Below are 24,370 nucleotides of genomic sequence, written 5' to 3' on the forward strand. Positions count from 1 at the left end.
ATAGAGCATTTATCGCGATGATAATGCTTAGTAGAACCTTAATACATTAAGCCACCAGTCATTCAAGGCATAGCAGTAATTACAGTAATTGTTCGTGCTTATCGCTTGTTCTTTCTTAACTTCGCAGCCTCGCCGAGATATTTTTTGGTTTGGCATCCGGGCACCGCAAAGATTGGCATCTGTGAGATTAGCTTTGTTCAATCTCGCATCCCTCAAGTCGGCAGATCTCAGGTCTGCACCGCTGAGATTTGCACCGCTTAAATCGGCTTCTTTGAGGTCTGCACCGGTGAGATTTGCACCGCTTAAATCGGCATTTCTCAGATCGGTTCGACTGAGTTTGGCGGCGCTCAAATTACTGCATTTTAAGTTAGCCAACTGGAGGGATGCGTCTCGAAGAAAACTCTCGCTGAGGTTGGCATTTTCTAAGTTGGCTCCCCTGATGTCGGCCCTGCTCATGTCGGCTTTGCTGAGGTCGGCGTCGGCCAAAAAGGCGTTTCTCATGTTGGCGTTGTTTAAATTAGCTTCCATTAAGTCAGCCGCAGTCAAGTCGGCATCAACTAAGTCGGCCCTGCTGAGAGTGGCGCGGCTCAAGGAAGCGCCAAACAAATCTGCACGGCTCAAGGAAGCGCCAAATAAGTCGCATCCGGGACATCCTCTTGTTTCTAGCAGCCGCTTGACTAGAGACAGATTTTGAGATTGTAAGGGAAGTGCGGCGCAAAATGGGAGTAGCAGTATTGCTGCAGCGAGAATTTTCAGGTTGATTTTGGTCATAGTTTGGGTAAGTCCTGTAACTGCCTTTCATCACCGATTTGTCTGCTGGACTTACGTGCGGGGCACTAAAAACTCAGTTTCCTCGTTAATTCCTCGCTGTCAAACCCAATATTCTTAGCAGAAACCGGGTTTTTTGCGCAAGTCCTAATAGAGTGAATTGACGCGGCTCGACGGTGTAAGGTTCGATCGCGCTCGCGCTTACGGATATTACCTACGCCTTGGGGATGAGATCGCGCACTTCCAGGCTCCCTTGCAGCTTCCCACGGCAGGAAGCCGGCGCTGAATGGCAGGGATTCTGGAGCTTGCGACGGCTGCAGCAAGTGGCTGGCTCCGACAGCGGATAAGTATTTGTACTCGATGCAGTTGGATTGTGCTGGGTAGGGCGATCGTTCTCCGTACAGGCGATCGGTAAATAAGCCAATTGGCTTAGACTTTTAAGACTTATTGCTGATGCGTTGCCTTTTGTAAAAAAGATAGCATTCTGGTGTGACCCCCGAAATAATACCGAGCCAAGAAGTATCAAAAAAATACCGCGTGTCTCGGCGGGTGATAAAATTGGGTACAGCTAACACTTTCAGACGAGGAAAATAGATGTCGAACAGCATAGATCAACTTGCAGAAGGCGGCAGGGGGATCAAACTCATGTGGCAGGTTGCAGACGAGCTAAGTTACACCCGGACTCTCGACGGTCGAAATTGTTTGTCCCTGAGCAAAAGTTACGAAGTAGAAGCTCGCAATCGATCGCAAAATATAAAAAATTCTAGCATTTTAGATGAGTTAATGAATTGCTTAAATACCTGGGATTGGCAGAATGAAATACAGCAGGAACAAGAACTGGATGACAGTTGTGTTCAACACATTAGCCTGCAAGTCAACACAGATGTGAATGCTTTAACTCTAGTTTTGGAGTGGTTTGAGCAGTTGAAAGATTTATCGATACCTAATGAGGTTTGGTGGAAGTTTCAGTTAGCTTTGGCTGAAGGTTTCACTAATGCAGTTCGCCACGCTCACAAAAATCTGCCAGTTGAAACTCCTGTTAAACTGGAAATTATGGTGTTTAAGGGACGGTTGGAACTCAAAATTTTAGATTGTGGCCCGTATTTTGATTTTGATGCTAAGCTGAAGGAAACTATCGCAGCAGATAGAAAACGCTGCTTGGATTTAGAGGTTTTGAACCATCCTTGCTTAATGCCTAGCAGACCGAAAACTTGGGAACTGTCTCAGTTTATAATTGCTCGATAGCTTTGGAGTGAGGGACAATTAACAGACTGGCACGGTTGAAAAAGTGTTATGCTAAAAACGGTGTGAGGGGACGAGTGCCGGGTTTTGTCTCCCTGTGCGTGAGGGGTTTTGAATACTTCCGACCTGCTGCGCCTTTGCTTAAAAGCTATGGGCTTGGGTGATTCTCTAGCGGTTCGAGAGCAACCGGTGCCTCTGTCGAATTAAACATTAAAAACTCAAAATTAAAAGTTCAAAATTATTCACACTAATTTGGGATTTTTTAATTTATCATAGTATCTGGTTGCTCACCAATTACTAATGATTTCCAAAGAAACTTTATTTGTTCTGTCTCTATTTCCCTACTTGGGATTTCTCTGGTTTTTGACTCGATCGGGAAAAACACCCCGTTTAGCTCTGATGGGATTTTACGGCACTCTCGTTTTTGTGGCTGTGACTATTCCCGCCGCAATTTACGCAAAAGTTGCCTACAACGAGTCGCTAGCAAATGTCGATTGGCTGCACGGTTCTGCGGAATTATTCTTAACAATTGCCAATATTTTAGTAGTTTTAGGCTTTAGGGAAGCGGTGATTAAAGCCAAAGCATCCTCACAGAATGGCGGCGGGGAGCAAGAGTGTCTTCTAGATGGGGGAGAATAGCCGGGATCATCTCAGCTTTGTATTTGCTCTCGGCAGAAATGCTCCCGAATAGCCGCAGTTAACAGTTAACTGTTGACATACCAGTTGGTGCTCCGCCAACCTGCAAAATTTTAGGAAAGCATTAGAATATATGGAAACTCACATCAAGCACTTCTAGTGTCATCGCCTTGGTTTCTTGGCACTGGCTCAACCTGAGAGCTGAGATTTTGGGTTTAGAAAGCCAGTTTCTCAGGTATTATCGAGAATGGTGCTCTGGGCGTGAGTGGAAACAGACTACCATGTTGCTAAGTTTAGCTGTGGTGGGAATCTCCAGGCCGGAAAAAAGATGAGCTATTGCCTCAATCCCCATTGCCAAAAGCCGCAGAATGCCGACTCAAGCAATTTTTGTCTGGCGTGCGGCTCTAAATTGCTACTGAAAGAGCGTTACCGCGCCATTCAACCTATCGGTGAAGGAACATTTGGCAGAACTTTTTTAGCTGTCGATGAAGATAGGTTGAAAACTCGCTGCGCCATCAAACAATTTTTCCCCCAAGTTCAAGAGAAGGAAGAATTAGAAAAGGCAACTGCACTGTTCAAACAAGAAGCTCACCGGTTGCACGAACTCGGAGAGCACCCGCAGATTCCAAGTTTGCTGGCTTCTTTTGAACAAGCCAAACGTCTGTATCTTGTGGAAGAGTTAATCGAGGGAAATAATTTGTTTCAGGAGTTGCAGCAGCGGGGTGCTTTTAGCGAGGAACAGATTTGGGAATTGTTGATCAATTTGTTGCCTGTTTTGCAATTTGTTCACGAGCAGCAGGTGATTCATCGGGATATTAAGCCGGAAAATATTGTGCGAAGAACTCCCCAAACCTTGTGGGCTGCGGCAGGATATGGCAGCTCGACTCCTGGTAAAGGAAAAGGAGGGGCAAATTTACCTCAATCTTCTGCTGGTATAGAAGGGATAATTGTTGCTGAATCTCCTGCTGTACAGGGGAAGGCGAGGGGGGGTCAGTTTGTGCTAGTAGATTTTGGAGTTGCTAAGCACATTACCGGCATTTCTGAGGCGAAAACAGGGACGATAACTGGAACTGCTGGCTATGCGCCGATCGAACAAATTCGCAGCGGCAAAGCGTATCCGGCGAGCGACCTTTACAGTTTGGGCGTTACCTGCATTCACCTGCTAACTGGGGCGGTACTGAATGATTTGTTCGATGCTTTGGAATGCAAATGGATTTGGCGATCGCACTTGGCGCAAAAAGGCATAAAAGTCAGCCAAAAATTAGCAACTATTTTGAATAAATTGCTCAAAGATTCGGTAAAAGATCGATATCAGTCCGCTGGTGAAGTGCTGCAAGACTTGGTAAAATTTGGGCAATATCCCCGCTCTCAAATTTCTTATAATTATCGAACCAAAATAGCTATAAATTCGCCCTTAACTAACTCGCAGCCAAATACAGCAACCGCCGTATCGGCCGCGCCGGCCCAAAATATTCATGTTGCGCCATCCGCTAGCAATCCGAAATTATTGTCTAATAACTGGCGGTGCGCGCACATTCTCCACGGTCATTCAGACTCGGTTAATGCTGTTGTTATTAATCCTCAAGGCAATATTCTCGCGAGCGCCAGCGACGATAAAACAATTAAGCTGTGGGACCTGCAAACAGGTGAATTCATCCATACTTTTTTCGGCCATTCCGCTAGGGTTGATGCTGTGGCAATCAGCCCAGATGGGAGAATGATGGTTAGCGGCAGTTTTGACAGAAAAGTCATTGAGTGGAAGCTGGATAAAAAGGCGATGATTCGCGAATTTTACAGCGATTTTGGTTCGCCGTACAGTCATCGCTACGGCTCCGTGTACTCGGTGGCTTTTAGTTGCGACTCTGGAGCGATTGCGAGTGCTAGCGGCGACCAGAGTATTAAATTGTGGAACCAGCGCAACGGAGCATTGGTTCAAAAACTGTCGGGACATTCTGACAAGGTTTTATCTGTTAGTTTTCGCCCTCAAAGTATGATGCTTGCCAGCGGTAGTGCTGACAAAACTATCAAGATGTGGCTTGTAGGTATTGGAGAGAGTGTACGGACTTTTGTCGGTCATTCCGATTGGGTTTATGCGATCGCATTTAGTCAAGATGGAAAGACGATTGTCAGTGGAAGTGCCGACGCTACTGTTAAATTGTGGAATGCCGATACAGGGGAATTGATTAATACTTTGAGGGGGCATTCTGATGCGGTGATTTCGGTGGCGATTAGTCCCGATCGCGAAACTATGGCTAGCGGCAGTCGAGACGGTACGGTTAAACTCTGGAACCTGGAAACAGGAGAATGTTTGTGCAGTCTGGCTGGGTTCAATCCGGTGGCTTTTAGTCCTGACGGTCAAACTTTAGTCACCGGTGGCGATGGCGGCGAAGTGTTAGTTTGGCGGGCGTCTGTTTAATTGGGCGAGATATTTGAGATACTTGTGAAGGCGATCGGCGTCAGTGTCAAGTAAACAACTGGCCCAAGAGTGTACATTAAGTTGCGATCGCATTTCTCGAAACACCGCAGCATCCCCGCGATTGTCTAGAGGAAAAACCCAAGCATCAAATCCAGCCGACTTGAGACGGCTAACAGTTCCCTCGCCATCTTGCACCCACAATTGAGGGCTAATGCGAAGAGGTTGACAGGAATATTCACCGACAACAATTCCCCCCAAAGAAACGCTAGCACCTTCTCCACGATTGGAAAGTTCTTGCAAAATAGCTTTGAGAGAATTGAGTTTTTTCCCGTCTTGTACTTGCTGCGGTGTCAGCTTGACAATCACCATTTCTAAAACTTCCACAGGTTTTGTCGATCGTACAATGTTGACTGGTTCCGCCGGCCAAGGGTTGTTTATTTCCGGTTCCGCCCTCTCGATTTCCTCTGCAACCTGTACTGTTTCAACCGGCTTTGCAGTGTCTACAATTATCTGAATTTCCTCGCCATCTTTCTCAATTTTTCCACTAATCTGTAAGATAGCATTCTCTACAATGTAAGGCTTCACTTGTTCGTAAGCCTTGGGGAACACAACAGCTTTTATTTGATGTGTCAAATCTTCTAATTGCAAAATTGCCATCGCCTCGCCTTTTTTTGTTACTACAAGTTTAATAGCGCTGAGCATGACAATAACTGATACTTTCCCCTTTTTATCTGCTAACTGTTCTAGAGTCACAACATCGGGGTCTTGGTTTACTTGAATCAGAAACTTTAGGGGATGTTCTGATACATAAAAACCGAGCAATTCTTTTTCTAAGCGCAATTTCTCCTGTTTGTCAAAATCTTTGACCAATTTAGATTTGGGCGCAGACTCATAGGTATTGACCGACTTGCCAAAGCTATTCGTACCTAACAAGTCAAAGAGATTACCTTGCCCGCTTTCTCGATCTCTTTTGCGGTCCTGCGCCCATTTCATTACCCCTTCCAAGTCGTTTACTAATTGATGACGGTTGGGGTCAATTTTGTCAAAAGCTCCGCATTGAATTAAAGCTTCTAGAGCGCGGCGGTTCACAGAATGGAGATTTACGCGATCGCACAAATCCGGCAGCGATTTAAACTTACCCCCTTCCTGCCGCGCCGCCAAAATATTTTCAATTGCCGCTTCTCCCACATTTTTAACCGCCGAAACCCCAAACAAAATTTTATCTTTTGCACCTCCAGTCATCTGTTTAGGCAGCGGTGTAAAAGTAAGTTGAGAGCTATTAACATCTGGCGGCTCAACCTCAATACCCAGCTTGAGACAATTGGCAATATATTTCTGTACTTTATCCTGATCGCCCCTGTTAGCAGTCAGCAGTGCAGCCATGTATTCTACAGGATAATTCGCCTTTAAATAGGCAGTTTGATACGTGATATAGGCATAGGCCATTGAATGGGATTTATTAAAGCAATATTCGGCGAATTGCAGCATCTGCGCGAACAGTTTATCAGCTATTCTTTGGCTAACTCCATTCTTAGTAGCCCCGTCGATAAACGTTTCTTTTTGCTTCTGCATTTCATCAGCTTTCTTCTTGCCCATTGCGCGCCGCAGCAAGTCAGCTTGACCCAAAGAATAGCCCGCTAAATCTTGAGCCATCCGCATAATTTGCTCTTGAAAGCAAAGCGTTCCGTAAGTCTCTTTTAAAATCGGCTCTAATAGCGGATGATCGTACTCAACTGCTTTACCGTGCTTGCAGTCAATAAACTGAGGAATCAAACCTGCATCCAGCGGGCCGGGTCGGTAAAGTGCCAAAATAGAAGAAATATCATCCAGACAAGAAGGTTTGATTTTTTTTACTACATCCAGCATTCCGGAAGATTCCAACTGAAAAATACCTTCTAAATCTCCTTTTTCTAAAAGTTTATAAGTTTTGGCTACATCAGCGGGCAACTTTTTGATTCTAGTAAATGTCTCTTGAGCTTTGCGTTCCATCTCAGAAGGCAGGGCTTCGGCATCGATGGTTATATCTTGGGTTTGCTTAACATATTCAACAGTTTTCTGGAGCGTTGTTAAATTTTTCAATCCCAAAAAGTCCATTTTCAGCAGCCCCAAAAATTCCAAATCTTCCATGAAATATTGGGTAATCACAGCACCCTCATTATTCTTTTGCAGCGGTACAAGTTCATCCAACGGCTCTGAAGAAATTACCACACCTGCCGCGTGAACCCCATAGGTTTTGTTGGTTCCTTCAATACGAATTGCCATGTCAATCCACTGACGAACGGGGACTTCAGTACCAGTTTCTGCATTTATGCAAATTGTATTTTCATAGTTGTCTTTAAATTCCTGTGCAGGTGTGTCATCGGAAATCATCACTTTAAGTTTTTCCGGTTTTCCCCTAGACACGGGAATTAGTTTGGCCATTTCGTCGGCTTTTTTATAGGGAATACCTAACACCCTCCCAACATCTTTCAAGACCGCTTTTGATGTCATTCTGTTGAAAGTAATAATTTGCGCTACGCGCTCGCTACCATATTTTTCAGTAACGTATTTAATCATGTCGTCCCGCCTTTCTATGCAGAAATCGCTATCAATATCTGGCATGGATTTGCGTTCGGGATTGAGAAATCGCTCGAATAGTAGTCCGTGGTGTACTGGGTCTATATTGGTGATTTTGAGGACGTATGCAACTAGAGAACCTGCGGCAGAACCGCGTCCTGGCCCTACGGGAATATCGTTATCTCTAGCATATTTTATGTAGTCCCAAACTACTAAAAAGTATTCCGAAAAGCCCATCTGCTGAAGCATTTTCAGTTCGTATTCTAGTCTTTGTTTGTAGACTGGAGGAATTTCAGTTCTGGTGCGGGCTTTGAGGCGTTCTAACAGTCCCAGCCAGGATATTTCTTCTACATAAGTATCGGCTGTATGTTCTGGGGGAATTGGAATTGTGGGAATCCGAGCTTCTCCTGTCAGCTCGTATCTCGATACTTTATTTGCGACTTCTAGGGTATTTTCGATCGCCTCTTTGATTGTTTCATCATCCAAATGGTCTCGAAACAGTTGCGCCATCTCCTCTGCGGACTTAAGGTATTCAGTACCGCTGTAGCGCATCCGCTTGTCTTCTTCAATCAGTTTGTTGGTGTTAATGCACAGCAAAGCATCGTGTGCTTCTACGTCGTTGCAGGAAATATAGTGAGAATCATTGGTGGCAATTATTTTAATGTTGAGTTCGCGGGCAATTTTGACGATTTCAACATTAACAATCCGGTCTTCCGGGGAACCGTGGTCTTGAATTTCTATATAATAATCTTCCCCAAATACTTCTTTATACCATGTGGCTACTTCACGGGCAGCATCTAGCTTGTTTTGGAGAATCATTTGGGGAACTTCGCCGCCCAAACAAGCACTGGTGACAATTAAACCTTCGGAGTATTGTTTTAGCAGTTCTTTGTTGATGCAAGGTCGAGCAAAAATACCTCTTTCAGGCATTCCCTTTAAATGGGAAATTGTGGTTAGTTTGACGAGGTTTCTATAACCTTGGGTATTTTTAGCTAAAACAACTTGATGGTATTTTCTTCTACCTCGAACTTTGACTTCTATGTCGCCGTTGACGACATACATTTCATTGCCAATAATCGGCTTGATATTTTTATTTCGGCAAACTTTGATTAGCTCGATCGCCCCGTACATCACCCCGTGGTCTGTAAGGGCGATCGCGGGCATCCCCAATTCCACCGCCCGTTCTGCGAGCTGCTGTAGCTGAGACGCCCCGTCCAGCAGGCTATAATCGCTGTGAATGTGCAAACCAACGAAGGACATAGCGATTTTAGATTTTAGATTTTAGATTTTAGATTCTACACCATTGGCGTGTCAAAGCGTCAAATAAAAAACAAAGCTTTATATCACTTTTGAGCAGGTTTAGGTTGGAGGTCTGATGTAGCAGCGCATCAGTTCGCCTCCGCCGTATTTGTTAACAATTATCAATTGTTGAATTACGAGTTCAAAGTTATGCGTTAAAATATTGAGTGCTAGAGCTAAGCATTTGCTATGATTTTTTAAGTGCAAAACAAGGTAATTAAATGCTGCACAATTATCAACTAGCTCTCGAAGAAATTCCATCACTGGCTCAAACTATTGGGGAGCAGTTTAGCAGTTTGCCTCAAGTTGTAGCCATCGTTTTAGCAGGTTCTAGAACAACTATAGTTACGGATGAGCCGTCGGATTTTGATTTTTACGTATATGTTGAAGAGGAAATTCCTGTTGATATACGGGAGACGATAGCTAGACACTTTTCCGATCGCATCGCAATCAACAATCAATTTTGGGAACCTGGGGACGAGTGGATAGATATTAACACTGGATACGGTATAGATATTATGTACCGCCAGCCTGAATGGATCGAAGAAGAACTCGATCGCGTCCTTGTCAAACATCAAGCATCAGTAGGTTATTCAACCTGTTTTTGGTGGAACGTTCTCACCTCAGTATCATTGTATGACAGAGACGGTTGGTTTCAGCAATTGCAAGCAAATGTGGATCGACCTTATCCCGAACAACTCCGTCAAGCGATAATTTCCAAAAATTATCCGATTTTGCGCCACCTGATTTTTTCATTTCGCCACCAGTTAGAATCCGCTGTTTTGCGCCGCGATTCAGTAAGTATTATCCATCGAACAGCCGCTTTTTTAGGCAGTTATTTTGATATTGTTTTTGCTATTAATTCTCTCCCTCATCCGGGCGAAAAACGTCTGGTAGAAAGGGCAACAGCTTTGTGTTCAAAATTGCCGGAAGATTTGGAAAGCCAAATTCACAGTCTAACTAATTCTATTTCCTTACCTGCGGGCGATCGCCAAATTTTATATTGTCTTGATGGACTGGTTGACAGTCTCGATCGATTGTTGATTGAGGCAGGTTTAATTGCTACTAATTCTCTCCCTAACTAGGTAAGTGCAAAAAAATCCCTCTCCTAGGGTTAGCACTGTGCACCTCCCTAAATAGCGATCGAACTTTTACAAATTTGCTTGTTTCAAATAACCTTCCAAATCTTTAATCCGTTCTTGCGTCACTCTGGCCCTGCAATAACCGTAGGTAGAAGCAGCCAAACTACCGCCTTCAAACTGTCCTTTTGCATAATCACAATTTTCATCTCGAAATTTGATCCAAGTACGCTGTGCCACAGTCAATCTCTGCTTTTGTCTACTGCTGATTTTTGCTTGCAGTTGCTGATAGACTTGATTGAGCTTTTTGTCGGCAACCTCAAACTCTTGACTGGAACAGACATTCATCTCTAGCGTGGTTTGAGGATTTTTGCAGTTAGGCTGTTGGGCGACTTGTACAGGGATGTTGCTGGCTTTGCTGGGAAGCAAAAATCCGGCTGTCAACAAAAGCAAAATCGCCGCAAATTTTACCCAAGTAGTGCTATTTTTCACTTAGTTTCTCCCTTTTTTAATCTTTAATTTTCTCTGCTGGCTGCGCCGATCGCCAAATCCACCAAGCCGCCGCCCATAGAGTAAAATTGCCAATGAGAGTCATCGCCGCTTGCAGGGTAACGATCCATTCTAGGGCGGGAGAGTTGTCAAAATAGTGCCATGTACAGGCACACATAGCGCTGACAAGAGCGGGCAGCATTCCGGCGGAAAGGGCCCACCAAGCTCGGTTTTGAGTGACTTCGCCGTAAGTCCAAATTAACCAGATGGCGGCAATCCACTCGACGACGCTAGAGATGTGAATAATCCAGGTGGGAATTGACAAAGCGTGCATTTTTTGTATCGTGAACGAAGATGAAAGATTTATCGATCGGGACTTACGCAACTGTCATATAAAGTATGATGAGTCAGTCGATTTTAGATTTTAGATTTTAGATTTTAGATTTACTCCACAGATGAATCTTGGAGCTTGAGCTTTGGTCTAAAATTTTAGGAGCATCCACGACTTAAGTCGGGGCTTGTACCTGTTTTTGGGCTGGTCATACAATTTTAGATTAGCGAGTTGAGATTTTATTAGATTTGCGATTTGAGCTGACTGATGACGTAAAGCCTTGAAGCTTGCTGACAGTAGCATTTTTTTGGTAGTAGAATCAAATCTCAAATATCAAAAAAATCTAAAATCTAAAATCTAAAATAGTTAGATTCCCCATCACAAACAAAGAAAAGAGTAGAAATGCGAGCAATTTTGTGCGGCTATTACGGTAAAGGCAACGGCGGCGACGAGGCGCTGTTGGCATCGCTACTGCAAATGTTACCAGATGGCGTGACGCCGATCGTCCTGTCTGGCAATCCTGTCGAGACAAATCAGCGTTACGGGGTAGCTGCGCGCGATCGCATGAATGCGTTCCAAGTTCTCGAAGCACTCCGCACCTCCGACGCGCTAATTTGGGGCGGCGGTAGTTTAATCCAAGACGCTACTAGCATTGCGAGCCCTTTCTATTATGGCGGTTTGATGGGAATAGCGCAGCGGATGGGGTTGAAAACTGTTGCCTGGGCTCAGGGAATTGGCCCTTTAAAGCACGAAATCACTCGCAAGTTATCTCAGCGGTGTTTTGCTGGATGCACCGCCGTCAGCGTGCGGGATAAAGGTTCAGCTACTTTACTTGCAGATTGGAAAATTCCTTTTACTTTAGCGCCCGATCCGGTGTGGGCTTTGGAGAATTCCCCTGTGTCGGGTTTGTGGGATTTACCGGCGCCCAGAGTTGCTGTTTGTTTGCGTTCTCACTCTACACTAACTCTCGCGCGTTTGTCAATCTTAACTCAAGCTTTAGTTGACTTTCAAAAAGCAACTCGCACCTTAATTTTGCTGCTGCCTTTTCAAGCGTCTCACGACTTAGAAATTGCCCAACATTTGCACGAAGCCCTGCCCAAAAGGAGTCGCATCCTCAGTTTAGACGACCCCAGAAAATTGAAAGGAGTATTCCGGGGTGTCGAAATGGCGATCGGGATGCGCTACCACAGTTTAATTATGGCCGCATCCGAAGAATGCCGCTGTTTTGCCCTCAGCTACGACCCCAAAGTCAGTCAATTGATGGACGAGTTAGAAATGCCGGGATACTTATTATCAGAATTGCCAGAAGATCCTTATTTAATCAGCAAAACCTGGATCGAACACTATGCCAACGGCGACGCCTTATCGCCAGACAGGATAAAATTTATAGTAGGGCGATCGCTCTTTCACCAGCAAGTATTGCAAACCGCACTCCAGCAGTCTCAGTAATAGCAGTCTCAATAAGAGGTAAAATACCGTGACAGCCACTACAGCCGACTTAAAAATTACCTGGGAAAAATTGCCAGACGGCTTCATTTTAGACGAGGAACCTGTGGAAAATATCGACCAACCCTTGCTCGCTGCCGCCTTGCGGGAAATCTTAGAAATCGCAGGGCTAATTGTAACAGGAATATTAGTTGCCCCAAACATGGGAATTTGTGCGACAGTAGACAGCAAGCTAGTAATCAAAGGTCCAGATTGGTTTTATGCCCGCAACGTCCAGCCGCTTTCCCGTCAAGAAATTCGTCGCAGTTACACTCCCAACTTAGAAGGAGAAGTCCCGGCGATTGTCATGGAATTTTTGTCCGCTACTGCCAACGATGAATATTCAATAAAACCCACGTATCCGCCGGGAAAATGGTTTTTTTACGAGCAAGTATTGCGAGTGCCAATCTATGCACTTTTTGAACCTGCCGCCGGAGTTATCGAAGTCTATCAGTTGAATTCATCAGGACGATATCAAGTACAGCAGCCGGATTCAAACAATCGTTATTGGATTGAAGGAGTTGGGTTATTTTTGGGTGTTTGGCAGGGAACAAAAGCTGAAAGAACCGGATATTGGTTGCGGTGGTGGGATGAGAGCGGAGAGATGTTATTGTGGGGAGCTGAAATGGTAGAAAGGGAACGGCAACAAAGGGATATCGCTCAACAGCAAGCCGAACAAGAACGAGAACGATCGGAAAGATTAGCCGCGCAGTTAAGAGCAGCAGGCATTGAACCAGAAGCCTAATGCAATAATCAGCAATTAAAAATTGCAGAGGGACAATTTTTAATTGCTCATTAACTAAAAAGTATTAGACAACATCGCAAAACTCAATATTTCTCAGCGTAAATCCACGTTAATCAGCCTTCATCAGCGGTTAAAAAATACATTCAGGAGACAGCAAAATTGGCAAGAGTAAGAGTGCGGGAACACGTCAATCCCCTATCAATTAGATATCAAGCATCTGCAAGCCCCCCGGATTGGACAAAAATTTATGCTGACTTAAATTTACCGCTGCATTTAGATATCGGCTGCGGCAGAGGACGATTTTTGTGGCACATGGCGCAAGTACAAACTGACTGGAACTTTCTAGGATTAGAAATTCGGGAACCTTTGGTAGAGGAGGCGAATCTTTGGCGGGACGAAAAAGGCTTGACAAATTTGCACTATTTGTTTTGCAATGCGAATAGTTCCCTGAAGCCCATTTTAGAAACTTTTCCCGCTGGCACTTTGCAGCGAGTTAGCATTCAATTTCCCGATCCGTGGTTCAAGAAAAAGCACCACAAACGGCGGGTGGTGCAGCAGGAATTAGTTAATGAATTGGCCATTTATCTGGGAATTGGCGGTGAAGTGTTTATTCAGTCAGATATTGAAGAAGTAGAAAGGGAAATGTGCGATCGCTTTTCATCTCACCCTAGTTTTAAACGTCAAAACGGCGACAACTGGCTAGCAGAAAATCCCCTACCTGTGGCTACAGAAAGAGAAATTGCTACTCTGAAACGGGGCGAACCAGTTTATCGAGCACTCTATCAAAAATAATGCTCGCTTTTGCAAACTCACCTTGGTAATAAATGTTATAACTTACATCTTGCACCTTTGTTAGGAACAGGCATCTTGCCTGTTCCACAAAACTTAATTTTCTTGTGGAACGGGCATCTTGCCCGTTAATAAAAGAATTATTCCTAACTTAAACCCAAGACGGCAGCCACATCCGAATTTTCCATTCCCACTGCGACAAAGGCAGTCCCAAATAGATAGGCATCCAGAAAATAAAAGCACCCAAAACCAGAAAAATAATTGTTACCCCCATCCCTCGGAGTCGAGTTTGAGGGCTGTGCAGCCACCTGTCAACCCACCAAGCAAGTGCTAAGGCTGCAAACACAGAACAGCCCATATAATGGTACAAAAATATGCAGCGAGTTACCTTCATCCAAGGCAGCAAATTAGCGGCCCAATTAACTATTAAATATAACGCCAGCCACATTTCAGCAGTCGGCGGAAACAAAATCGGCCGCTGCTGTTCTATGGTGTCAACAGAAGCTTCGCTGCGCGTTTGCAGCCACACCAAAATCCGGTGAACTAAAACTCCTATTACTAGCAGTAAAGCTAAGGTTGACAGCCACCAAAGGAAGGGATTTCCCATCGCGTGAACGTCAAAAATTGCCTGAGTTGCACCTTCAGGTAAAGGTGGCAAAACCGGATCTGGTTGGGCATTGCTGCTAGCAGTTTTGTAGAAGTAAACTATGGGGCGCAGCATCAAAGGCCAACTGTACCACGTGGAACAGTAAGGATGTACATCTGGGCCGCTTTTAATCCGCTGGTGATAAGTCAAAATTTCCGTTTGCATCTGCCAGAAATTGGGAGTTGGATTAAAGTGCAGGTGAGGAATCCAAGAGATGCTGTAAACTATAATAGGAATAATAGCTAGACTTAAGCAGAGTTCTATAAAATTGAGTTTAGTCAGTTTTTGTACGGGACTTTCGGCAGGAATTAGAGGTGAATCTACCTCGCGGCTTTGTTCTTCATTTCCTCTGTTACCCTGGATTACACGAACAGCCCAAGCACAGATTAAAATTAGATAAGTACCGAAAAGAAACCACAATCCGTTCCATTTGATAGCAGCCGATGCGCCGAAACCTATTCCGGCGAGTACCAGCCAAAGCCAGCGCTTTTTGCCTTCTGCTTCTACGGATTTTAAAATAAATAACTGACCTAAAATCCCAAATAAAACCAGATAAATGTTGTTTAGCGCGTAGCGAGACTCAACTAAAAACAAACCGTCGCAGGCGATAAATAAAGCAGCAAGAAAAGCAAAGGTGTGGCGCCGAACTAGCTGATAAGCTAGCCCTCCCACAACTAGCGGAATAAAGGAACCTGTAAGAGCATTCAGCCAGCGGTAATCCCAAGGAGAAAGCAGGGAGCCAGCCATACTGTTGACGGCTGTTTTGCCGAAGGGAAGGTGAGTGCCGATCCAAATGCCGATCGCAATTATGTACTGGCTCAGAGGCGGGTGAGCGTTAAAAAAGGGAGTTTTTGTGAGATAATCGTTGGCAAATTTAGCGTAATAAACCTCGTCAAATACTAAGGTGTTAAATCGCTCCAGTTCCCAAAATCGGAGAGTTAAAGATAGGAGGAATACAGCGAACATTCCTAAGCAAAAAACCAAAGTAGATCTGTTGAATTGTTTTTTGTTGAGTTTCATAAAACAGCAGAAAATAGTAGATGCTAGATTTTATAGAGATCGCTAATTTAAAATTCCTGAGTTGGGAGTAACATAAAATAGGACTTGTGCAGAAACCAAATTTTTGAGGAGAAACCGGGTTTTTTGGAAAAACCCAGTTTCTTAAACCCGGTTTCTAATAATGCTTGGAGAGTGCAGCGAGAAGCAGTAGCGACTATTGTTTCACCAAATGCTCCCCATCTAATTGGCAAGCAGGAAGAAAAAGCGCGAATCACAAGGTGCGATAGATTATGATAGCAGCTAATCATGTCTTTTTTGAGCGAGTGCTTATGAATCCCATACTTTCGACTTGGGGGCGTTGGGGCTTAGCTGTAGGTGCGACTATCCTGATGGGATCTGCCGCCGCGCCAGATCCCCAGACATTTGAAAGTTTTGCTGATTTTTGTACCAACAAAGAGAATTTGACCCCGGAAGCCAGACATACGGTTGAGGTGTTGCTATCAAAAGCAAAAACACAAGAGTGCGATCGCGCTCAAAAAACCCTGACTAATCTCACAGAACTTTCCCTAATTCGCAATCAAATAGTCGATATCAAACCCTTATCAAAATTCACCAATCTGAGAAAGCTCAACCTCAGTTTAAATCAAATAGCAGATGTGCAACCATTATCGGGACTGACTAATCTGAGATTTCTCGTCCTCAATTTCAATCAAATCTCAGACGTGAAACCGTTATCGGGGCTGACTAATCTGACAGAGCTTTTCCTCGAAGCCAATCAAATCGTAGATGTAAAACCTTTAGCTGGGTTGACTAATCTAACAGGGCTGTCTCTCGCATCTAATCAAATTCTAGATGTGAGACCTTTATCGAGAATGACTGAGTTAAATTTTCTTTATCTAGGTGGCAATAAAATTGCAGATGTGAAACCATTATCGGGATTGACAAATCTGATACTGCTTTTCCTCGCATCAAATCAAATCGCAGATGTCAAACCTTTAGCGGGATTGACAAATCTGACAGCCCTAGACCTCAGTAGAAATCAAATCGCAGATGCCAAACCTTTAGCGGGATTGGTAAATCTGACAACCCTCGATCTCAGTATAAATCAAATCCCGGATGGGGAAGCCGAGCGATTAATTCAGAAAAACAAACAACGATTAAATCAAAAAACAGATGAAGCCGAGCGATTGCTTCAGGAAGCTAGGCGACTATTCGCTCAGGAAACAGCAGCATCTTACCAGGAGGCCTTGCAAAAGTTTGATGCAGCGCGTTCGCTTTATCGAATGCTTAGAAATTGGAAGTACGAAGCTTACACGCTGAATCAAATCGGCTTAATTATTAATAGATTAGGAGACAGACAGCAAGCCCTGAACTACTACAAGCAAGCTCTTTCTTGGCATCAGACTATAGCCGATCGCCATATGCAAGCCCTCATCCTCAACAATATCGGCGCCGTCTACTATGCTTTGGGAGAGAAACAGCAAGCCATCGACTACTATAAGCAAGTCCTTTCCTTAATTCGGGAAATGGGCGATCGCGCTGAAGCAAGTATCAACCTCAGCAACATCTCGAACATACCCGCATACAGCGACTCATCTTTGGACGATCTCAGTCCGGAAGCCACCACACTCAACAACATCGGCTTAGCCTACAACGATTTGGGAGAAAAACAGAAAGCAAAAGAGTATTTCAACCAAGCCCTTCCCTTATTCCGCGCTATGGGCGATCGGGCTAAGGAAGCCACTACCCTCACCAATATTGGCTTAGTCTATTCAGATTTGGGAGAAAAACAAACAGCCCTCGACTACTACAAACAAGCCCTCGATTTGAGACAAAAAGCGGGCGATCGGCGTGGAGAAGCCCTCACCCTCAACAATACAGGTACTACTTACTCAGAATTGGGACAACAGCAGAAAGCAGAAAAATATTTCAACCAAGCCCTGCCGCTGTTTCGCGCTGTGGGCGATCGTCCTGGGGAAGCTCTCACCCTCTACAATATCGCTAATATCAAAGGCGAGCGAGGCAATTTAATCGCAGCCCTGACTGACATTGAAACCTCCATCAAAATCATCGAAAATCTCCGCACCAAAATTACCAACCACGAGCTCCGCATCTCATACTTTGCCACCGTGCAGGACTATTACCAGTCCTACATTGACCTGTTAATGCAACTGCACAAAACGCAACCCAATTCTGGTTACGATACTAAAGCTTTTCAAGCTAGCGAACGCTCCCGCGCCCGCACTTTATTGGAACTTCTTCAAGAAGCAAACGCCGATATTCGCCAAGGTGTAGCCCCAGAATTATTGCAGCGAGAACGCAATTTACAACAGCAACTCGATGCCTTAGAAATACGGCGAATCGAAACTATAAGCCGCCCCAACCACACTCCCGCAGAAAAAGCAGAATTAGACCAAAAGCGGCAAACTTTAATAGCACAATATCAGGACATTCAAGCCCAAATCCGCTCCACCAGTCCCCGGTACGCCGCCCTTACCCAACCGCAACCTTTAACCCTGGCACAGATTCAACAACAAATTCTCGATCGCAATACAATTTTACTCCAGTATTCTTTAGGGAAAAAGCGCAGCTATCTGTGGGCTGTCACCAAAACCAGCATCACCAGTTATGAATTACCTCCTAGGATCGACATCGAAAAAGCCGCCCGCAATTTCCGCGATGCTGTGACTAACCCGCGCTACCGAAACATTCCCGATCGAGTTGCTGAAGCTAACAACACGCTCAGTCAAATTATTTTACAACCCGTAGCAGCACAACTCGCTCAAAAACGCCTGCTGATAGTTGGCGATGGCATTCTCAATTACCTGCCCTTTGCCGCCCTCTCAATCCCCGAAACACCCGCTAAAAATCGGAATCCGCCTTTAATTGTAGATCATGAAATCGTGCTGCTGCCTTCCGCTTCCACCTTGGGAATCTTAAGACAAAACTACAATGACAGACAACCCCCAACTCGGACTTTAGCAATGCTCGCCGATCCAGTTTTTAGCGCTGACGATGAACGAGTAAAAAACGAGTCAACCGCCACGAATCGGGAAGCAATAGAATCAGTTAATCTCGGTTTAAGCCGCTCTAGTCGCGACAATAACATACAGTGGAGCCGTTTAAAATTTACACGCCAAGAAGCTCAAATCATTCAAGCGTTAGTTCCTGCCAATTCTAGCACCGAATCTTTGGATTTTGACGCCAGCCGCGCCGCAGCAACCAGTCAGAACTTAAGCCAATATAAAATCATTCATTTTGCCACTCACGGTTTAGCGAATAGCACTCACCCGGAACTATCGGGAATCATCTTGTCACTGGTAGATGAAAAGGGCAATCCCTTAAACGGATTTCTGCGACTTACTGATATTTTTAATTTGAAGTTAGCAGCAGATTTAGTAGTGTTAAGTGCGTGTCAAACCGGATTAGGACAGAGCATTCAAGGCGAGGGCATGGTAGGATTAACGCGGGGATTTATGTATGCGGGGGCTCAGCGAGTTGTGGTGAGTTTATGGAATGTGGATGATGAAGGAACAGCTATGTTAATGTCGAGTTTCTATCAGGGAATGCTGCAAAAAGGGTTAACGCCAGCGGCGGCATTGAGGGAGGCACAACTGGAAATGTGGAAGCAGGAAAAGTGGCGTTATCCTTATTATTGGGCGGCTTTTAACCTTCAGGGGGAATGGCGATAAATTTTATGAAAAACAGTTATGATATTAAGTTTGATTAATGGCTGATAAAACCTATACGGGCATCGGGCATTGGGTTTGCCATGAACAACAGTCAACACTCAACACTCAACAGTCTTCCTTCTTCCTTAAGAAGAAACGGCACCAAAGCTTAGCGCGCCACTCATTAGGGAAGATGAGTGCCGATCTAAATGCCGATCGCAATTATGTACTGGCTCAGAGGCGGATGAGCGTTGAAAAAAGGAGTTTTTGTGAGATAATCGTTGGCAAATTTAGCGTAATAAACCTCGTCAAATACTAAAGTGTTAAATCTCTCTAGTTGCCAAAAACGCAGACTTAAGGAAAAGAGGAAAACACCGAGCATTCCCAGGGCAAAAACAAAAATGGATATGTTGAATTGTTTTTTGTTCGCTTTCATAAAAGTGTACCGAAAAGATAGTAGAGTTGAGAGCGACCGCCAATTTAAAAATATTACACCTGACAAACTGCGATCGATTATGATACCATCTAATTAGGTATCTAATGGGCTTTATTGCTAATAGATTAGCAGACAGGCAGCAAGCCCTTGACTACTACAATCAAGCCCTTCCCCTGTTTCTCCTGTTACTCCTGGGCGATCGCTCTGGACAAACCCTCACCCTACAAAGTATATGAAGTTCGGGTTCTGCTAGTCCTTTCTGAAAAACCAGCTCAGTTTGATAACCAGTGCGGTAAGAAGTCCGGCCATAATTCCTATTCCCAGGCTGGCGGTGGTTGAGATAGCAGGAACCAACCAAGGATCTGGAATCCCTAGTTGCGACAGTGTGGAACCTAGAGGATATTTGGCAGCTTCCTTGGGGTCAGATGCGCCCGGAAATTGTGTCGCTATCGACGCAACAATTGACCCAGCCGCCAGTCCAACGCCCAAAATGGCAACCGTATTTTGAAAGTTGCGATCGCGTTCTGATTGGTCAATTTCAGTGACTCCACGAATCGAGTTAATTAACTCTCCTAGTAGGGTTACTCCTAGACTAAAACTTTCATAATCCCTCTCAATTTGTACTAGATATCGAGCTTCTACATTATCGCTAAATTTCTTCAGGAATTCCATATCGCTGACTGCCTGAAATTCTGTCAAGCGTTGCTTCATCCTCTTCAAGCGTCTTCCGTAGTTGAGCAGATTCACTTCGATCGTCCGTTTTTGAGTATTCAGATAGTTCAAGTCTATCGAATAGTTAGCCAGAGTATTTTGAGCGTCTACCAAGGTTTTACGGAGCTGTTTTAGGTTGAGATTTCGAGTCTTAGCTCGATCGAAATCTTTGAGATATTGCTGAATTAGAACAAAACGATATTTGAGTTTCTGCCTCAGATATTGGCTTTGACCGTAAGCCCAGAGGATTTTACTGCGGTAGGCAAATAAGCGAAGCCAGTCAAAGTTAATTTCAGAGGCTTTTCTAGCGGTTTCCGAGTTGGGATACAGGGCAATCAAAACCAAGTAGTTATCCTGAAGCTGATGGATGTTACAAATAGGATTTGACTCAGAATTAGAGGAGCGATCGGGTGAATTGAAACGATATCGCCAAAATTCAAATAGTATTCCTCCGGCAAACTGACTTTTGCTTCGGAAATCCCGATCCCAATCGAGTTCGAGTTCTGGAATTTGGCAGCAAGCTTGGGCAACAGATTCAGCTCGATCCGGGGTAAAGTTGGGAATTTGACCCGATACCATCCAGACTTGCCCGATCGTACTCTTTGAGTCAGCTAATCTTCGATCGAGTTCTGCTTTAAGATCGGCAAAGCAACTGACTAGAAATGCTTCGGTTTGACTGCGATCGGGATGTCCTAAAGAATGTTCTACAGAACAATCGAGTAAAAGTCCGTAACTATCTCCTAAACGTACTGGATAGTAGTATCCTTTTAACGTATAGTTTTGGGAACTACTGTTAAATTGTTCTCTACCTCGATTTCCTAGTAATTCGACATATTCGGCTTCCACTGCGGCATCTCGCTGCTCGATCGCCGATCGGATTCGAGCGGGTAGTTTTTGGAGAAAACGATCTTTATTATCAGCAATTTCGCCCGCATTTTCTCCCAAGCCGTCGCGCAAGTCGTACAGAAATAAATCTAGGGTCGGATAAATAATCTCACTCATTATCTTTAGCCTTCAGGAATTGGATTTTTGGAGATACTTCTGCATTCGCTGAAGGAAACTGAGCTTTTTAGCCGTTTTTGCTGAATCTTCTTTAGTCAAGACATTAATAGCAGTGTTGAGAATTTCGTCACTTTCTCGATCGGGTTCGCCTTCAAAATAGCCTCTGGAAACAGGCTCTCGTTTATCATCTACGAATAATTCTGCTTCTTTTTCCTCTCGGGTTGGTAGTAGTTCGATCGGGATGTTGCCGTCGATCGCTTGTAATTGAAGTTTAGCAGTCTGAAAAAGTCGATCGAGAGAGGGGTTTTGCTGGATGACAGCCATCAAGCCTTCTTGAATATAATCCCAGTCGTCTGGATCTAGCGCGAGTTGTTGACCCTTTGTTTTCAGCTTCGCTCGTTCGTCAGTGGTCAGTGGCGTTTCTAGCTGTTTCAGAGCGAGTAGGAGCGCCAATAGAGTGGTTCGAGGAGATTCAGCCATAAAGCCTAGGAGGTGAAATCGTCATTTAAAGTTTATGTTAGAGTAAAATAGGCGTTTAAGTCAGAAATTCACCTCGATCGCTGTCATCAGGTCTGTTTTAGTCGCGTTTGGGTGCATTCGCAATAGGATATAGCGCTTAAAATTTAATTTAAATTCTTCACAATGCGAAATGCACTGGTTGTTGGGATCAATCAGTATCCTTTTTTAGAGGATGCTAAAACAGGTCAACCGAAACACCTAAGAACCCCAGCGTCAGATGCTGAGGCGATCGCGCAACTCTTGGAAGCGAATAATAATTTCCAGGTGCGACGGTTGCCTTGTAGCGCGATCGATGGAAAGTTACAGGTCGATCCAGATAAATTGGTTGAGGTTGATGAACTGTTATGTGAAATTGAAAAACTGTTTTTGACCAAAGATGGACGAAATACAGCGCTGCTGTTTTTTGCTGGACATGGGCTACCCAAACCTTTAGGAAATTCAAAACAAATTCTGCTGGCAACCAGCAATGCTAACCCTATACGCAAAAAATGGGATGGCATACTGCTCAGAGATTTATGGGAAATCGTAGGGCAAAGTCCTGTTCAAGAGCAGATTATTTGGTTGGATAGCTGCCATAGTGGCGAGTTACTGGAATTTAATGATAGTGATTTACTAGGGCGAGTACCCGGACGCCAGCGCTTTTTAATTGCCGCTTCTCACAGTTCGGAAGTCGCCTACGAGCGGTTGGATGGCAAGCATGGCGTGCTATCGGGGGCGCTGATCGAAGGGCTGAACCTCGACATAACGCCCCCAAATAAATGGATCACCGATCGGAAACTTGCTGATTCCGTAGAGGAGAAATTAAAGGCATACTACGATGAATCCAAAATTCCTCAACAACCGCAAATCAGAAGACCCGATGACGAAATTAAACTGGTTCTTAGCAAAAGTTCGGCGAATGCTGCTGAGTCAACACAGCCAAAAACCTCAATCGTTCGGAAAATTCCATTTGTGTTGCCGCAGTTAGATGTTTCAACCTTCACCGGGCGGGAGGAAGAGTTACAAAAACTCGAAGACTTGCTGTTAAACCGCCAAGGGACGAAAATATGCAGCATTGCCAGTTTGGCTGGAGTTGGAGGGATTGGTAAATCTGCCCTCGCCTGTCACTTTGCCACGATCCATAAAGATGATTTTCCAGATGGTGTGATTGGTTTGCGCGTGGATGGCAAAGATCTAGATGCGATTGCTCGTGAATTTGCGCGTCGGTGCGGCGAGGAAATTGACTCGGAAGACGAACGAGATGCCAGCACCATCATGCAAGAGGTGTTTGCTTACCGTCGGATACTGTTGATTTTCGATAATGCGGAAGAGTCAAGCATTCAGGCATTGCGTCCCGGTGGAGACAGATGCGCGGTGATTGTCACGACGCGCGATCGCGGACTCTCAATCTCACTCGATATCCCGAATGAGGGCAGGATTGACCTGCCCCCGCTGCCCGATCCGGAATCCCTGCGTTTGCTGGAAACTCTGATTGGCAAAGAGCGAGTGGGGGCGGAACTAGATGTGGCTTGTAACCTAATTCAGTTAGTGGGTAATTTACCCCTGGCGCTGCAAATTATCGGTGCGGGATTGAAGCTCAACGAAAGGCGCAGTCTTGCCGATTATGCAGCATCGTTGAGTGAGGAACGGCGGCTGGCACGGTTGAAAGTCCGACGCGACGAGCATTTGGATCTGCGGGCTTGCTTTTCTTTGAGTTTGAAGCAGCTTGAGCCAGAGGAAATCGATAAATTCGCCTGTTTGAGCGTCTCTGCCGAAGATGGATTTTTCCGACGGACTGCAATGGCCGCGAGTGGTTGTGAGGATGAGTACGTCGCACAGGAATCTCTCGATTATCTCTGCCGACTGTCGCTGCTCAATTATGCTGAAGTAGGAGAAAATCGTTTTGTCTTTCACCCACTCATTCGCCTGTTTGCTCGTGAATTGCTGGTTGAGCGAGGATTAGAGGAAGAGGCAACAGCACGACACGCTGAGTTCTTGATTGAGTTTGTAAAGTCGAGCGAACTTGAAGGCTCTGTCGCTTCATTCATTGCAGAAGAATTCAACAACATTATTCTGGCCGCTAAGTGGTTACAACAACACGAAACAACATCTAATAGCAAAAAGAAAAAGAAAGAAAAGTATGCTTTTGGGCTCTGCCTTCAATCCTTTTTTGAACAATACGGTTACTGGAAACAAGCCGTTACTTTCATGGAGGGATTTGAGCAACTAGCAGAGCGTAACGAAGACTGGAATATTGTTATCAAATTTCGGATTCAGCAAGCCAAGTATTTACAGCGGTTCCCGCTGTAATTTGGTACAATAAATAATCACAAAATATCATTTTGTATTCAAAACTAATGAAAACATATTCCCTCGATCTCCGCAAAAAAATAGTGAGAGCACATTTGGTTCAAAAAATGTCAATTAGGAAAGTATCCATCACGTTTGGTGTCAGCAAAAGTCTTGTCCAAAAACTGGTAAAACAACAACAAATCGAGGGAAACTTACAACCTAAACAGAGGGGTAAACCACAATGAGCGTCACCTAGCAAATGCGGAAGCAATGATCAGAA

18 protein-coding genes are annotated in these 24,370 nt (G+C 44.7%); 10 read left to right on the top strand and 8 right to left on the bottom strand.

Going from position 1 to position 24,370, the window contains the following annotated elements:
- Positions 1-27: 27 nt before the first annotated feature.
- Positions 28-771 (bottom strand): pentapeptide repeat-containing protein, encoded by a 744-nt coding sequence (locus QUA13_RS20540; RefSeq protein WP_333201430.1) that lies wholly within the window; start codon positions 769-771, stop codon positions 28-30.
- A 591-nt stretch (positions 772-1,362) separates the two neighbouring features.
- On the opposite strand from QUA13_RS20540, the gene QUA13_RS20545 reads away from it, so the two are divergent.
- The 3 genes from QUA13_RS20545 to QUA13_RS20555 all read left to right on the top strand — a co-directional run bounded on the left by QUA13_RS20545 (position 1,363) and on the right by QUA13_RS20555 (position 5,062).
- The gene (locus tag QUA13_RS20545) at positions 1,363-2,013 is read left to right on the top strand and encodes an ATP-binding protein (RefSeq protein WP_333201432.1); all 651 of its coding nucleotides are present in this window, start codon (positions 1,363-1,365) and stop codon (positions 2,011-2,013) included.
- A gap of 297 nt (positions 2,014-2,310) precedes the next feature.
- Complete coding sequence (locus QUA13_RS20550) at positions 2,311-2,649, top strand: DUF3593 domain-containing protein (RefSeq protein WP_172186139.1); 339 nt, start codon at positions 2,311-2,313, stop codon at positions 2,647-2,649.
- Between the two features lie 325 nt (positions 2,650-2,974).
- The gene (locus QUA13_RS20555) at positions 2,975-5,062 is read left to right on the top strand and encodes a protein kinase domain-containing protein (protein WP_333201434.1); all 2,088 of its coding nucleotides are present in this window, start codon (positions 2,975-2,977) and stop codon (positions 5,060-5,062) included.
- Here the strand turns inward: QUA13_RS20555 and QUA13_RS20560 are convergent.
- Positions 5,039-8,878 carry a DNA polymerase III subunit alpha gene (locus QUA13_RS20560; RefSeq protein ID WP_333201436.1) on the bottom strand — a complete coding sequence of 1,280 codons (3,840 nt, stop codon included), beginning with the start codon at positions 8,876-8,878 and terminating at the stop codon, positions 5,039-5,041. The two genes, QUA13_RS20555 and QUA13_RS20560, sit on opposite strands and share 24 nt — an antisense overlap.
- Positions 8,879-9,138: 260 nt before the next feature.
- Here QUA13_RS20560 and QUA13_RS20565 point away from each other — a divergent pair, with 260 nt between their 5' ends.
- Positions 9,139-10,002: a DUF4037 domain-containing protein gene (locus tag QUA13_RS20565; RefSeq protein ID WP_333201437.1), complete on the top strand. Its 864-nt coding sequence runs from the start codon at positions 9,139-9,141 to the stop codon at positions 10,000-10,002.
- 66 nt (positions 10,003-10,068) lie between these two features.
- Here QUA13_RS20565 and QUA13_RS20570 read toward each other — a convergent pair whose 3' ends face one another.
- Both QUA13_RS20570 and QUA13_RS20575 read right to left on the bottom strand, forming a co-directional pair.
- Positions 10,069-10,488, bottom strand: coding sequence for a lysozyme inhibitor LprI family protein (locus QUA13_RS20570; RefSeq protein ID WP_333201439.1), 420 nt, complete (start codon positions 10,486-10,488; stop codon positions 10,069-10,071).
- A 16-nt stretch (positions 10,489-10,504) separates the two neighbouring features.
- Positions 10,505-10,819, bottom strand: coding sequence for a DUF2499 domain-containing protein (locus QUA13_RS20575; RefSeq protein ID WP_172186134.1), 315 nt, complete (start codon positions 10,817-10,819; stop codon positions 10,505-10,507).
- Between the two features lie 399 nt (positions 10,820-11,218).
- On the opposite strand from QUA13_RS20575, the gene csaB reads away from it, so the two are divergent.
- The 3 genes from csaB (at position 11,219) to trmB (ending at position 13,838) form a co-directional block, all read left to right on the top strand.
- Positions 11,219-12,265: a polysaccharide pyruvyl transferase CsaB gene (csaB, locus tag QUA13_RS20580; protein ID WP_333201440.1), complete on the top strand. Its 1,047-nt coding sequence runs from the start codon at positions 11,219-11,221 to the stop codon at positions 12,263-12,265.
- 28 nt (positions 12,266-12,293) lie between these two features.
- On the top strand, positions 12,294-13,046 hold the full coding sequence (locus QUA13_RS20585; RefSeq protein ID WP_333201442.1) for a Uma2 family endonuclease: 753 nt from the start codon (positions 12,294-12,296) through the stop codon (positions 13,044-13,046).
- A 159-nt stretch (positions 13,047-13,205) separates the two neighbouring features.
- Entirely contained in the window at positions 13,206-13,838 is a 633-nt protein-coding gene (trmB, locus tag QUA13_RS20590) for a tRNA (guanosine(46)-N7)-methyltransferase TrmB (RefSeq protein ID WP_333201444.1), read from the top strand.
- 148 nt (positions 13,839-13,986) lie between these two features.
- Here trmB and QUA13_RS20595 read toward each other — a convergent pair whose 3' ends face one another.
- On the bottom strand, positions 13,987-15,501 hold the full coding sequence (locus QUA13_RS20595; protein ID WP_333201446.1) for a phospholipid carrier-dependent glycosyltransferase: 1,515 nt from the start codon (positions 15,499-15,501) through the stop codon (positions 13,987-13,989).
- A 308-nt stretch (positions 15,502-15,809) separates the two neighbouring features.
- Between QUA13_RS20595 and QUA13_RS20600 the strand changes: the two genes are divergently transcribed.
- Positions 15,810-19,172, top strand: a complete 3,363-nt coding sequence (locus QUA13_RS20600) for a CHAT domain-containing protein (protein WP_333201448.1) — start codon at positions 15,810-15,812, stop codon at positions 19,170-19,172.
- A gap of 184 nt (positions 19,173-19,356) precedes the next feature.
- Here the strand turns inward: QUA13_RS20600 and QUA13_RS20605 are convergent, their stop codons facing one another.
- The gene (locus QUA13_RS20605) at positions 19,357-19,587 is read right to left on the bottom strand and encodes a phospholipid carrier-dependent glycosyltransferase (protein ID WP_333201450.1); all 231 of its coding nucleotides are present in this window, start codon (positions 19,585-19,587) and stop codon (positions 19,357-19,359) included.
- A gap of 104 nt (positions 19,588-19,691) precedes the next feature.
- Between QUA13_RS20605 and QUA13_RS20610 the strand changes: the two genes are divergently transcribed.
- Positions 19,692-19,823: a hypothetical protein gene (locus QUA13_RS20610; protein WP_333201452.1), complete on the top strand. Its 132-nt coding sequence runs from the start codon at positions 19,692-19,694 to the stop codon at positions 19,821-19,823.
- Between the two features lie 13 nt (positions 19,824-19,836).
- Here QUA13_RS20610 and QUA13_RS20615 read toward each other — a convergent pair whose 3' ends face one another.
- Positions 19,837-21,300: a hypothetical protein gene (locus tag QUA13_RS20615; protein WP_333201454.1), complete on the bottom strand. Its 1,464-nt coding sequence runs from the start codon at positions 21,298-21,300 to the stop codon at positions 19,837-19,839.
- 12 nt (positions 21,301-21,312) lie between these two features.
- Complete coding sequence (locus QUA13_RS20620; protein ID WP_333201456.1) at positions 21,313-21,780, bottom strand: hypothetical protein; 468 nt, start codon at positions 21,778-21,780, stop codon at positions 21,313-21,315.
- A 162-nt stretch (positions 21,781-21,942) separates the two neighbouring features.
- Here QUA13_RS20620 and QUA13_RS20625 point away from each other — a divergent pair, with 162 nt between their 5' ends.
- Positions 21,943-24,108, top strand: coding sequence for an NB-ARC domain-containing protein (locus QUA13_RS20625; RefSeq protein ID WP_333201458.1), 2,166 nt, complete (start codon positions 21,943-21,945; stop codon positions 24,106-24,108).
- Positions 24,109-24,370: the final 262 nt, after the last annotated feature.

Origin of the sequence: Microcoleus sp. S28C3, from assembly GCF_036700785.1 — a bacterium.
GTDB lineage: Bacteria > Cyanobacteriota > Cyanobacteriia > Cyanobacteriales > Microcoleaceae > Microcoleus > Microcoleus asticus.